Origin of the sequence: Sphingobium mellinum (assembly GCF_037860795.1) — a bacterium.
Lineage (GTDB): Bacteria > Pseudomonadota > Alphaproteobacteria > Sphingomonadales > Sphingomonadaceae > Sphingobium > Sphingobium mellinum.
Genome location: NZ_JBANRK010000009.1, coordinates 81,543 through 94,236 on the forward strand (window position 1 = coordinate 81,543; position 12,694 = coordinate 94,236).

Consider the following 12,694-nt stretch of genomic DNA (forward strand, 5'->3'; position numbering starts at 1 on the left):
GGTCTCGATCGCGCCCTTAAAGCGCTTTGCGACGCAGGCGGGGTTCCGGGTAACAGGGGGGAAATCCCGGTTTTCGTCCCGCGCCGTGAACTTCCTTCTAGGGGTCGCGATATGAGCGCCAGATGAACGGCAGCGACAGAATTTCTTCCCGTCTCACACGTCGCCCGGTTCACCCTCCGGCCGCTCGCCCCTTGGGTCGCGGGTCATTCCATCGGAAGGTGGAATCGGAAACCGGCACGCCATAGGCGACGTTGGTCAGTCGCACGGTGGTGCGATTGTTCTGCGAATCGAGCGCTACCCAGCCGTAAAGCTGCAAGCCCCCCGGGCCGGACGAATCACGTTTGAAGATCATCGTTATCGTGCCAAACTCTGGCCGCTTGGGATCACGCGCCTGAATGCTCAACACATTGGGATCGCCCGTCTGGACGACCTTGCCGAACTTGGACAGGTCCTTGTTGGGATCCAGAAGGGCACCGAGCGGCGAATTACCGATCGGCCAGCGCTGCACCTGGCGCACTTCATAGTCGATCATGGTCAGCGCCTTGCCGTCCCCCACGATCAGCAGCGGAACGCCTTTCTGATATTGGAAGCGTATCTTGCCGGGCTGCTTTATAGTCAGCTTGCCGGTGAGGGTCTGCCCATTGCGGTCTGTCTGGGTAAAGTCCGCGGTCATCGTCGTCACACCGCGGATGTAGCTGTTCACCCGGACGAAGTCCGACTGGCCCTGCTGCGCGACAGCAGGCACGGTCGGCACCAGCAACGGGGCGGCGGCAAGGGCCAGGACAAGGGGCGCCATGATGCGCTTCATGGATACTTCTCCATTTCGTTCAGGAAGTCAGGGATAGAAAACAGGCCTTGAACCCGTTGTGAACTGGCTCGTTCCGAAAATGACAGGCTTTGGCTCGCGATCGACAACCTGGACGGATAATCAGCAGCTTGACCGACCAATCACCAACACAAAAAAAGGCCGGTCACAAGGACCGGCCTGGAAAAGTTTTAGGAGAGGATGCCTGAAAGGCCCGTCCCTTTTGTCCAGCGGCCGCCTTTACTGCAAATGCGAAAGAGCGCAGCGCGATTGCACCTGACGCAACCGCACTCAAAGGGGATTGCCATTCTCGTCGCGCAACACTTCGCGGCGGCCGACATGGTTGGGTGGGCCGACCAGCCCCTCTTCCTCCATGCGCTCGATCAGGCGCGCCGCGCTGTTGTAGCCGACGCGCAGCTGGCGTTGCAGCCAGCTGGTGGACGCCTTCTGGTTCTCGAACACGAGCTGACAGGCCTTGCGGAACAGCTGGGCGTCAGGGCTGTCGTCGCCCAGATCCACCCCGTCGAGAGCAAAGCTGCCCTCTTCCGGCTCCTCGGTAACGGCGGAGATATAGTCCGGCTGCCCCTGCGCCCGCCAGTGGTCCGCGACCATGCGTACCTCATCGTCCGATACAAACGGGCCGTGTACGCGCATCAGGCCCTTGCCACCATGCATGTAGAGCATGTCGCCCTTGCCCAAAAGTTGCTCGGCCCCCTGTTCCCCGAGAATCGTGCGGCTGTCGATCTTGCTGGTGACGAAGAAGCTGATCCGGGTCGGCAGATTCGCCTTGATGACGCCGGTGATGACATCGACGGAGGGGCGCTGCGTCGCCAGGATCAGGTGGATGCCGGCTGCACGCGCCTTTTGCGCGAGGCGCTGGATCAGGAATTCGACTTCCTTGCCCGCGGTCATCATGAGGTCCGCGAGTTCGTCCACCACCACCACGATCTGAGGCAGCGGCTGGAAATCGAGCTGCTCTTCCTCATAGATGGGCTTGCCCGTTTCGGGATCATAGCCGGTCTGGACGCGACGGCCCAAGGGCTTGCCCTTGGCCTTCGCTGCGCGAACCTTCTCATTATAATTGGCCAGGTTGCGCACCGAGATGGACGCCATCATGCGATAGCGGTCCTCCATTTGCTCGACCGCCCATTTGAGCGCGCGGATCGCCTTGCTCGGTTCGGTGACGACAGGTGACAGCAGATGCGGAATGTCGTCATAGGTCGACAGTTCCAGCATTTTGGGGTCGATCATGATGAGACGCAGTTGATCCGGCGTCATGCGGTACAGCAGCGACAGGATCATCGCGTTCAACCCGACCGACTTACCCGAACCGGTCGTGCCCGCGATCAGAAGATGGGGCATCGGCGCCAGGTCGGCGATGATCGGTTCGCCGGAGATATTCTTGCCAAGGATGATCGGCAGCGTGGCTTCCTGCGCGAACTGCTCACTGGTGATCAGCTCGCGGAAGGATACCCCTTCGCGATTGGCGTTGGGCAGTTCGATGCCGATCACGGTTCGGCCGGGGATCGTCGCCACGCGCGCGGAAAGCGCGGACATGTTGCGAGCGATGTCGTCGGCCAGGGCGATCACCCGGCTCGCCTTGATGCCGGGTGCGGGTTCCAATTCGTACATGGTAACCACCGGGCCGGGTCGTACCTCGACGATATTGCCCTTCACGTGGAAATCGTCGAGCACCGATTCCAGCAGCCGGGCGTTGCGCTCCAACGCGGCCTTGTCGATCTTCTGCCCCTGGCTCGCCGGGATGGGATTGAGCAGATCGGGTGAAGGCAGCGAGCTGTTGCCGAAGAGGTCGTCCTGCGATACCGGCGCCATCTGCCGTTGGGCGGGAGCCGGCTTCGGTGTCTGGATGGTGATCGGTGGTTTCGGTTCGTTGCTGACGGCGCGACGGGGCGTAATGACGCGTTCCTCAACCGTCGCCTCATCCTCGGCGGCGTCGGGAAGCGGCCCCCCTCCGGCAAGCACGAAGGCGGGCTTGGGGAGGCTCAGGCTTGGCAGGGCAGGCCGGCGCAGCGCCAGAATCGGCCTTTCGAGCGCCAGGCTGCGATAGCAAAGCGCGAGGCCAGCGATCAGCGACAGGGCGATCAGGATGCCATGAACCCACGCCTGCGCGCCTCCCGTCGCCGTGGTCAGGCTGGCCACGCCACGCGCGGTCACTAGGGCGATGATGCCACCCCAGCCACTGGGCAGGCCGACCAGAGGTTCAGGCTGGAACAGTGACAGGGCGATGCCGATGAAAATAATGCCGGCGATGCATTTGCCGAACTGCCCCTTCCAGCCGGCCATGTCCTGGTCGCCCCAGAGGCGCCGGGCGGTGATCGCCATCAACGGCAGCAGCAACACGACCGGCACGCCCATCAACCAGAGTAGGAAATCGGCAATCCAGGCGCCGGGCGCGGCCATGATATTTTGCACATGTTCGCCTGCGACCGTATTCATCGACGGATCGCTTGGCTGGTAGCTCAACAGTGCGAGCGCCAGGAACAGGGTCGCCAACATCAGCGCGATCGCACTGATCAGCGCGCCGCTCCGGATGACGCTGCGCTTGAGCATTTCGCGCCATTCCGGTGTGCGCTTGGCTCCGCGGCTGACAGCCATGGTCTTGCAATGTCCCCCAAATGTTCCGTTTCGGCACAATGCGCCGAGCGGGGAGTCCGCGTCAAGGGTCAGCCCAATCGGCTCGTCTTGTCAGGCAATGCCGGATTCGACCTGCGGCCCTGCAGCCCCGGATCGCGACGCCGCCAGGCAACCTGCGACGATCATCACCGTGCCGGCGATGGTCGACAGCGTCAGCGGCTCGCCGAAGACCAGCGCGCCGATGATCGCCGCCCAGAGGAAGGCGGTATATTCGACGGGAATGAGCGTCTGTGCCTGCGCGCGGGCATAGGCCCAGGCAAGCGCAGCCAGCGATGCGAAGGCAAGGCATGCCGCAAAGGTGATCAGCAGCCAGGCCGATGGCGCCGGTACCACTGGAACCCATCCCGCGCCGGCGGCAAATAGCGCAAACAGCGCGAACATGACGCCATGTTGGAAGAAGGCGACCTCGATCGGCGAGGCGAGCTGTGCCTGCTGACGCTGAAGGACGAGGTTCCAGGCGAAGAGCACGGCCGAGACCAGCACCGCGAGAGCGCCAAGCAGCGCGTCCTCATCATAGCTGCCCTGCATCCGGCCGGACAGGATCACGCCCACGCCGATAAGGCCGATCAGCGACGCAACGATCGCCTGACGTCCGATCCGCTCACCTAGCAGCAGCGCGGCGAGGTAGAGCGCGATCAGCGGGGCGATGAAGGAGAGGCCAATGGCTTCCGCCAGCGGCATCCGCATGAGCGCCCAGAAAAAGAGGCTGGCCATTACTGCGACGACCGTGCCTCGCAGCAGGTGCAGGCGAAGGACGGTCTGGTTCGGCCAACGCTGTCGGGTTACCAGCATCAGCGCCAGGCCCAGCAAGCTGCCGGTCAGAGCACGCCAGAACAGGGCATTGAACAGACCAATCGAAAGGCTCAGCCCTTTCATCACCGCGTCCATCACCGAAAATAGCGCGACGCCGACACAGCATATGGCAAAGGGCAGGGCGAAGGACCGAGAAGCCGGCATGGAGGTCAAACCGCTGACAAAATTGGACGAAATCCCGCGCGTCGGGCTGAACTGGCAAGCATCGGCAAGACGCCGCTATTCCGCCGCTTCCGCCTTGCCGGCATCGGTGCTTTCCGCCTCCAGCTTGGCCGCCTCGATCTCTGCCGCCTTCGCTTCGACTAGCTGCACTATATGATCGATCATGCCTTCATCCTGAACCGTATGGTCCGTGAGGCCAGACAGATAGACCATATGCTTGCCTGCGCCGCCGCCGGTAAGGCCGATGTCGGTCTCGCGCGCTTCGCCCGGCCCGTTTACGACGCAGCCCAGGACAGAAAGCGACAGCGGGGTGTGGATATGCTGCAACCGTTCCTCCAGCGCCTGGACGGTGCGGATCACGTCGAACCCCTGCCGCGCGCAGCTGGGGCAGGAGATGACCTTGACGCCGCGGGTGCGGATGCCGAGCGACTTCAATATCTCATAACCGACGCGCACCTCTTCCTCCGGCTCGGCGGAGAGGGAGACGCGAATGGTGTCGCCAATCCCGGCCCAGAGCAGGTTGCCGATGCCGATCGCGCTTTTCACCGTGCCGCCAATCAGGCCGCCCGCTTCGGTGATGCCAAGGTGCAGCGGACAGTCGACCGCTTCGGCCAACTGCATATAGGCCGCGACTGCCAGGAAAACGTCGCTGGCCTTCACCGCAACCTTATAGTCGTGAAAATCCTGGTCCTGCAGCAGCTTGATATGGTCGAGCGCACTTTCAACAAGAGCTTCGGGACACGGCTCGCCATATTTTTCGAGTAGGTCCTTTTCGAGGCTTCCGGCGTTTACGCCGATACGGATCGCGCAGCCATTGGCCTTGGCCGCGTCGACAACTTCCTTCACTCGCGCTTCGCTGCCGATATTGCCCGGATTGATGCGCAGGCAGGCTGCGCCTGCGTCCGCCGCCTCCAGCGCGCGCTTATATTGGAAATGGATATCAGCGACGATCGGCACCCGAGCCGCGCGGACGATTTGCCCAAGCGCGGCGGTCGACTCCTCGTCCGGGCAGGAAACGCGGATTATATCCGCACCGACCTCCTCACAGCGGCGAATCTGGTCGATCGTCGCGCCCGCGTCGGAGGTCGGTGTGTTGGTCATGGTCTGGACCGTGACCGGCGCGCCGCCACCCACTGGGACGTTGCCAACCATGATCTGGCGGCTTTGCCGGCGTGCGATGTCGCGCCAGGGGCGCAGGCCGGGATTATGGTCGGACATGAAAATGGGGCTCCGTGGCTATGAAGCCCCTATAGTGATTCACGGGCGAAGTTAGAAGCGTGCCGTCACCGATGCGGCAATCTGGTCGGCATTGCCGCTGGCGAGCGAGCGCGTGGTCGCCGTCACGGTAGCCGGCGAGGGATAATAGCTGTCGGCGCGGATGATATTCGCCTTTTCCACGAAGGTATGCGCATAGCTGAAGTTGAGTGCCAGCGCGGGCGAGATATTGACGGTCGCCCCGCCGCTCAGCCAGGCACGGTCGCCGTCCGGCACGCGTGTCGTCAGATACTGCGGATTGGTCGGCGTGCGGTCGAACATCGTACCCGCCCGCAGAGTCAGGGTTGGGCTGACGTCATATTCGCCGCCCAGGCTGACGCTGTAGCTGTCGCGATAATCCAGTTCCTTGTTTGAGGTGCCCGCCGCTGTCGTGATGGCAATGCCCTTGAATTTCGACCAGTTGTACCAGCGAGCGCTGATCATGGCACGCAAGGCGGGCGTCAGCCGATGCATGAAGCCGACCGTCACGATATCGGGCAGGTCGAGCGGAGCGGAGGCTGCCAGCGTGCCGTTGGCGGCCGCGATCGGACCCTGAATCCCGGAAATCGTCTGCGTTCCCTTCAGATGATGCCGGATGCCGGAACGATAGGAGATGCCGACATTGGTGTCGCTGCTGGTGTAGAAGAGGCCGGCGTTCCAACCCACTGACCAGTCGTCACCTTTCACCTGTGCCAGTCCGTCGAAAAGCGTAACGGCTGTTCCGGCAAGCGGTATCGTCGCGCCCGCTGTCCCGACGCCGGGAATTGTTGAACCGACAGCGGGCGTGCCGGGCAGCCGGATGATCTGGACGGGAGCAAGCTGTGGAAGCGCGTTCGTCAGCGTCACCTTCACATATTGCACATCAATACCGCCGCCGATCGAGAAATGATCGTCGAGCTTATAGGCAGCGGAAGACTGGATATTGTATGTCTTGAGGCTGGTGTAGAGCGATTCATAGCGGCCGAAAAAGCCGTCGTCATAATCCAGCTTCAGACCGAAGGGCGCATTGACGCCAAGGCCCAGCCACAGTCTGTCGGTGACCTGACCCGTCACGTAAAAGCTGGGCACGGGGATCACCTTGTCGAAGGGATTGCCGCCATTATTGCCCGTGACAGGGATTGAGCCAAGCACAGGTGGGCCCGCGGGCACGGTGCGAGAGGACCCCTGATTGGTCTGATGCGCGGAAGCCATCAGGGCGACGCCACCGAGGGACGTCTGGACGCCAGACAATTCGGTCATGGCAGCAGGATTGAAATAGATGGCCGAAGGATCGTCCGCCGCCGCGGCCGCGCCGGCGAGCGCGCGGCCCGTTTCCTTGGGCGACTGTTCCTGAAGATAGAAGCCACCTGCCAGTGCCGGCAAAGGCATGACAAGCAGCCCGGTTCCAAACAAGGATCGAGCAGCGCGGCGGATAAGCATAGGAGACCCCTTTCCAACAGTCTGGATGCAGCCATGACCTTTGCGTTCTATCGGCCACATGACAGCGCCATGGTTAATTTTCTCTAGCGGGCGCCGAGTCTTCCTAGAAGAAAAAAAAGCCGCTCCCGGAGGAACGGCTTGAAAAGTTTAGGAGAGGATGCCTGAAAGGCCCGTTCCTTTTGCGTTGGAGCTTGTTTTGCTGCAACTGCGAAAACCCGAACTGCAGTTGCATATCTTGCACTCGTAGGGACCGGACAAGCGTTCCGTAAGGGAAAGAAAGCTTAGGCGTCCGCAGCATGTCCCCTTTTTTGGCTGTGGGCGCCTTATCAAACGTCGGAGGGGGCAATTATTCCCGACTGGAGGAGCTGGTCGCGCAACTCCGCCTCGTTTCGCGCCAGGCCTTCCGCGTCGCCTGATTCGACCCGCGCGACCAGTTCATCCTGGGTCTGGGAGGCGCGCAACAGCCACCAGCCGTCCGCACCTGTGCAGCGTATCCCGTCCGTCTCATCGATCCGGGCGCCAAGCTGGTGAAGACGCGCTCTCACCTCCGCGACGACAGCCTCCTTGCGCCCTTCGGCGACAGGAAAGCGCAGCTCGGGCGTGGTGAACAGCCGGGGCAGCCCATCGCTCAGCGCGGTGACGCTGCAACCGAGGCAGGCGGTAGCCCGGATCAGGCGCAGCGCGGCGTAGAGCCCGTCGTCGAAGCCGTAATAATCGTCGGCGAACATGATATGGCCGGTCATCTCGCCACCCAAAGGGCTGCCGACTTGCTTCATTTTGGACTTGATGTGGCTGTGACCGCTTTTCCACATCAGCGGCTGCCCGCCCAGTGCGGCGATACGGTCGAACAGGGCCTGGCTCGCCTTCACATCGGCGACGATCATGGCACCGGGGCGCTGCCGCAACACCGGCTCGGCCAGGATGCCGAACAGCTGGTCGCCCCAGATCACCCGCCCCTTCCCGTCGATCACGCCCACACGGTCGCCATCGCCGTCGAAAGCCAGTCCGAAATCGAGCTTCTTGGCAAGGACAAGGGCGCGCAGCTGCTCCAGATTCGCTTCAACAGTCGGATCGGGGTGATGATGCGGGAAGTGGCCGTCTATCTGGGTGAACAACGTGTGATGCTCGCCGGGAAGAAGCTTCACCAGCTTTTCGATGACCGGGCCCGTCGCGCCATTGCCGGCATCCCAGCCGATCCGCCATGCCGCGCCGTCAAAATCGCGCATCAGGCGCGCGACATAGCGGTCCATGACCGGCACATCCTCGACCCGGCCCACGCAATCCTCCCAGTCGCCCGCGGCCGCGATCGCCCCCAGCGCGGCGATGTCGGGGCCAAAAAAAGGGTCATGTTGCGCCACAAGCTTGAAGCCATTCTGATCGGCGGGATTATGGCTGCCGGTTATCTGGATGCCGCCGTCCACATTCAGGACCGCTTCGGCATAATAGAGCATCGGCGTCGGCCCGAGGCCTATGCGCAGGACATCGACGCCGCTCGCCGCCAGTCCGCGTACCAGGGACGCCTCCAGCGCTGGGGAACTAAGCCGGCCGTCATAGCCGACCGCGACCCGTGATCCGCCCCGCCGCCTGATGATGGTGGCAAAGCTGCGACCAACAGCAAAGGCATCCCGCTCGCCCAGCGTCTTCCCGATGGTGCCGCGCATATCATATTCGCGGAGCAGGCTGGGGTGGAAGCGGTGAGCCATGGCTGCCCTCCTCAAATCGACCATATCAGCGGCGGGACGAATCCTGTTCCCGCGCGCTGGCAAGCAACAGGTCGCGCGCGGCATTGATCTGCGCCGCCAATGCCTCCGTGCCTCCCTTGTCGGGATGAACCGACGCGATCAGGCGTCGGTGCGCCGCACGAATCTCGGCTCCGTCTGCACCCGGATATACACCAAGCAAGGCTCGCGCTCTGGCGATATCGGATGGTGCCGTCCGGGTCTGCCGTCCCGGCTGCTTCTTCGCGCTCTTCTGTCCCTGGACAAAAAAGTACAAAGTCGCTCCCAGCAGCAGCGGCGCGCCTACCAGCGGCTTACCCTTGGCGGCCATCACCGCCCCGACCAGCGCCGCACCCAAGACCATTCCATCCTTCGCGCTCATACGTTGAAGCCGTCCCGTCCAGATCAGCCAGCTGGCAAGCGCGACCAGCAGCAGGGCTGTAAGCGCCATCAGGCAGCGCCGAGCAGGTCGATCGGCGCCGTTTCCTCCCGCGTCGGCAGCGCAAGCCCAGAGACCATTTCCCGCAGTTCCTGACGCGCCGCGACATGGCTCACGCCCAGGTCGCCCAGATGGCCCTTGTCGAGCAAGGTCAGGCCCGACGGGAAAAGCTCGCGGAAGATGACGCGCTCTGACAGGCCGGGAATCACGCGGAAACCAACGCGGCGCGACAATTCCATCAGCGCGTCGCCCACCCGCTTCTTGTTGCGCGCGTCATGATGCTGGACACGGTTGCGCAGCACAACCCAATCGATCGACACCCCGTCCGCCTTGGCCCGCGTCTTGCGCGCTTCGAAGATCAGCTCGGAATAGAAAGACAGGCGCCGCACCTTGAAGGTTTCGGCATCGACCTGACCAATCAGGTCGAAATCCACGAAACTGTCGTTCATCGGCGTGACCAGCGTGTTCGCTCGCGCCGCCATGTGCCGGGCGAAGGGATCGTCGCGGCCCGGCGTGTCGACGATCAGGAAATCCTTGCCTTCCGACACGGCTGCCGTTTCCTGCTCCAGCGCCTCGACCGTATCGCCCTTGAGCACAGCGAATTCGGGCATTGGCAGTTCTATGCCACGGCGCTTGGCAGTTTCACCGCGATTTTCCATGTAGCGGGTGACAGTGCGCTGGCGCGGGTCAAGATCGATCATGCCCACGCGGTGTCCCAGCGCTGCAAGCGCGATCGCGGTATGGACCGCCGTGGTTGACTTGCCGGTTCCGCCCTTTTCATTGGCGAAGACGATGTGGTGCGTTTGGCCGTTCGCCGCTGGACCCATGATAACCCCGTTGTTCTACCGCGATGATTCTTGACCGTCTTGCCCGGCCATGCCTTAGCAGGATATTCCCCGTGCCTCCCGCCTTATCGGAGCCCCTCGTCCCGTGCAAATCCTCCGTGACCTTCCGCTCCTGCGATCTGCCCTCGACGCGCTGAAAAGCGACGGACGCCTGATCGCCCTCGTGCCGACCATGGGGGCGCTGCATGATGGGCACATGGCGCTGGTGGAAGAAGCGCGTCACCATGCCGGCCATGTCGTCGTTTCGATCTTCGTCAATCCGCGCCAGTTCGGGGTGAACGAGGATCTGGAAGCCTATCCTAGGCGGGAGGCGAAGGACGCGCAGATGTTGCAGGCAGCAGGCGTGGATATCCTCTGGGCGCCAAGCGTCGAGGTCATGTATCCGTCAAGCTATGCCACCAATATCTCCGTTTCAGGCGTGACCGAAGGCTTGGACGGCGCGGCACGGCCGGGCCATTTCGATGGCGTTGCGACTGTCGTGACCAAGCTGTTCAACCAGGTCCGCCCAGACGTCGCTCTATTCGGCGAGAAGGACTATCAACAACTCGCTGTCATCCGGCGGATGGTGAAAGATCTCGACCAGCCCGTCGAAATCATCGGCGTGCCGACCCAACGCGCCGAGGACGGGCTCGCCCTGTCATCGCGCAATGCCTATCTGAGCGAGGAGGAGCGCAAGGCGGCGCTCGCTCTGCCCCGCGCTCTGGGCGAAGCGGCGCGGCAGATGGAAAAGGGCGTCAGCGTCGAAAATGCCATCGCCAAGGCGGTAGCGATGCTTGCCGCCCATGGCTTTGACCCCATCGATTATGTAGCCTTATGTGATGCCGTCACGCTGGCGCCGCTGACCGCGCTCAACCGCCCTGCCCGGCTGCTGGGCGCGGCGAAGCTGGGCCGAACCCGGCTGATAGACAATATCCCGGTCGAGCCGGCCTGATGCCCTTCTAAAAAGGCTGTCAAAATGGCCGGACGATCACCGCCACGACAATGACGGCGGCCGCGATACCTGGCACCTCGTTCACCAGCCGCAGCGCCTTTTCGCTCATCGGCCGCTCACCTCTCGCCAGTTTCTTCGCATAGCCCGCGATCCAGCCATGATAAGCTGAAAGCCCCAACACGAAGAGCAGCTTGAGGTGGAACCAGCCGAACTGCCAAGCACCGATTTCCACCATCAGCATCAGGCCGAAAACCCAGGCCAAGACCAAAGAGGGATTGAGGATGATCTTGAGCAGCCGCGCCTCGCGCTCGACCCATTTGCGGTCCTCATCCGAACCGACCGGGCATTGGTGGTGATAGACAAAGAAGCGCGGAATCATGAACAAACCCGCCATAAGAAAGATGACGAATATGACATGGGCAGCCTTCACCCAGAGATAGGCAGCGCCGAGATAGGGCATCAGCTCTCCTTTCCTTGGCGGACATATGCGATCAGGGCCTCGACATGCGTGATCGGCGTGTCGGGCAGAATGCCGTGGCCCAGATTGAGAATATGCGGCCGGCCGGCGAAGGCGGCGCGGATATTGTCCACGGACTCCTCGACAGCCCTGCCCCCCGCAATCAGCGCCAGCGGGTCGAGATTACCTTGCACGGGAAGCTCCGCCGGCAAGGCCCGGTTCGCCCAATGCGGGTCGACCGTTTCGTCCACGCCCACGGCATCGACGCCGGTGCCCACGGCATAGTCGGCCAGCTTCGCGCCCGCGCCCTTGGGGAATCCGATGATGGGAACGGCGGGATGCAACGCCTTGAGCCGTTGGACGATCTGCCTGTTGGGCTCAATCACCCAGCGGTCGAACTCCAGCGGCGCCAGACTGCCAGCCCAGCTGTCGAACAGCTGCACCGCATCTACCCCGGCGCCGACCTGGCCTGATAGGTACGTGACTGTGGCGTCGACGATCGCATCGATCAGCGCACCGAACCGTTCAGGCTGTTGATAGGCCATGCGCCGCGCGGCGCCCTGGTCCCTGCTGCCCTGTCCCGCGACCATATAGGTGGAGATGGTCCAGGGGCTGCCCGCGAACCCCAGGAAGGTCACGGACGGATCCAGCGCCGCCTTAACCTGCCGCACCGTCTCGTAGACGGCTTCGAACCGCTCGAAATCGGGTGCCAGCGCGGTCAACTCATGCTCGGCCAAGATGGGCGCCAGTCGCGGACCCTCTCCTGCTTCGAACCAGAGCGTCTGGCCCATGGCGTAAGGCACGATCAGGATGTCGGAAAAGAGGATGGCGCCGTCGAAGCCGAAGCGGCGCAGCGGCTGGATGGTCACTTCCGCCGCGGCGGCGCTGTCATAGACCAGCTCGAGGAATCCGCCCTTCTCTGCCCGGAGCGCGCGATATTCGGGTAGATAACGGCCCGCCTGACGCATCAGCCACATGGGCGGTGGATCGCGCCTTTCTCCCTTCAGGACGGAGAGCAGCGGCTTGGAACATGGGTCCTTCGAAAGGCCAGCGTCTGGTCCCGTCATAAACTCTCTTATTTAGATTCTTAAAAGGATGATGGAGATAGTAGGGCGGTTGGCAGCGGGGTTTATGCGCTGTGCCCGGATTTGCCAACAGCTTGACTCTTCGGGGGCAGACCCAGCGGGTCGATTCAC

At 62.8% G+C, this 12,694-nt stretch carries 11 protein-coding genes; 1 reads left to right on the plus strand and 10 read right to left on the minus strand.

Annotated elements, in window-relative coordinates; genetic code table 11:
• Positions 1–169: 169 nt before the first annotated feature.
• The 8 genes from AAC640_RS11535 to AAC640_RS11570 form a co-directional block, all read right to left on the minus strand.
• Positions 170–808, minus strand: coding sequence for a LolA family protein (locus tag AAC640_RS11535; protein WP_340266390.1), 639 nt, complete (start codon positions 806–808; stop codon positions 170–172).
• A gap of 288 nt (positions 809–1,096) precedes the next feature.
• Positions 1,097–3,421, minus strand: coding sequence for an FtsK/SpoIIIE family DNA translocase (locus tag AAC640_RS11540; RefSeq protein WP_340266392.1), 2,325 nt, complete (start codon positions 3,419–3,421; stop codon positions 1,097–1,099).
• Between the two features lie 90 nt (positions 3,422–3,511).
• Positions 3,512–4,417, minus strand: a complete 906-nt coding sequence (locus AAC640_RS11545; protein WP_340266394.1) for a DMT family transporter — start codon at positions 4,415–4,417, stop codon at positions 3,512–3,514.
• 75 nt (positions 4,418–4,492) lie between these two features.
• Positions 4,493–5,653, minus strand: coding sequence for a flavodoxin-dependent (E)-4-hydroxy-3-methylbut-2-enyl-diphosphate synthase (ispG, locus tag AAC640_RS11550; protein ID WP_340266396.1), 1,161 nt, complete (start codon positions 5,651–5,653; stop codon positions 4,493–4,495).
• Positions 5,654–5,704: 51 nt separating this feature from the next.
• The gene (locus AAC640_RS11555; protein ID WP_340266398.1) at positions 5,705–7,108 is read right to left on the minus strand and encodes an OmpP1/FadL family transporter; all 1,404 of its coding nucleotides are present in this window, start codon (positions 7,106–7,108) and stop codon (positions 5,705–5,707) included.
• Between the two features lie 326 nt (positions 7,109–7,434).
• Positions 7,435–8,811, minus strand: a complete 1,377-nt coding sequence (gene pgmG, locus AAC640_RS11560) for a phosphoglucomutase/phosphomannomutase PgmG (protein WP_340266400.1) — start codon at positions 8,809–8,811, stop codon at positions 7,435–7,437.
• Positions 8,812–8,836: 25 nt separating this feature from the next.
• Complete coding sequence (locus AAC640_RS11565) at positions 8,837–9,277, minus strand: J domain-containing protein (RefSeq protein WP_340266402.1); 441 nt, start codon at positions 9,275–9,277, stop codon at positions 8,837–8,839.
• On the minus strand, positions 9,277–10,092 hold the full coding sequence (locus AAC640_RS11570) for a division plane positioning ATPase MipZ (protein ID WP_340266404.1): 816 nt from the start codon (positions 10,090–10,092) through the stop codon (positions 9,277–9,279). The genes AAC640_RS11565 and AAC640_RS11570 overlap by 1 nt, the downstream gene beginning before the upstream one ends.
• A gap of 103 nt (positions 10,093–10,195) precedes the next feature.
• Between AAC640_RS11570 and panC the strand changes: the two genes are divergently transcribed.
• On the plus strand, positions 10,196–11,041 hold the full coding sequence (gene panC / locus AAC640_RS11575) for a pantoate--beta-alanine ligase (RefSeq protein WP_340266406.1): 846 nt from the start codon (positions 10,196–10,198) through the stop codon (positions 11,039–11,041).
• 19 nt (positions 11,042–11,060) lie between these two features.
• Here panC and AAC640_RS11580 read toward each other — a convergent pair whose 3' ends face one another.
• Both AAC640_RS11580 and hemE read right to left on the minus strand, forming a co-directional pair.
• Positions 11,061–11,501, minus strand: a complete 441-nt coding sequence (locus AAC640_RS11580; RefSeq protein WP_340266408.1) for a CopD family protein — start codon at positions 11,499–11,501, stop codon at positions 11,061–11,063.
• Complete coding sequence (gene hemE, locus AAC640_RS11585; protein WP_340266410.1) at positions 11,501–12,565, minus strand: uroporphyrinogen decarboxylase; 1,065 nt, start codon at positions 12,563–12,565, stop codon at positions 11,501–11,503. The genes AAC640_RS11580 and hemE overlap by 1 nt, the downstream gene beginning before the upstream one ends.
• Between the last annotated feature and the right edge of the window lie 129 nt (positions 12,566–12,694).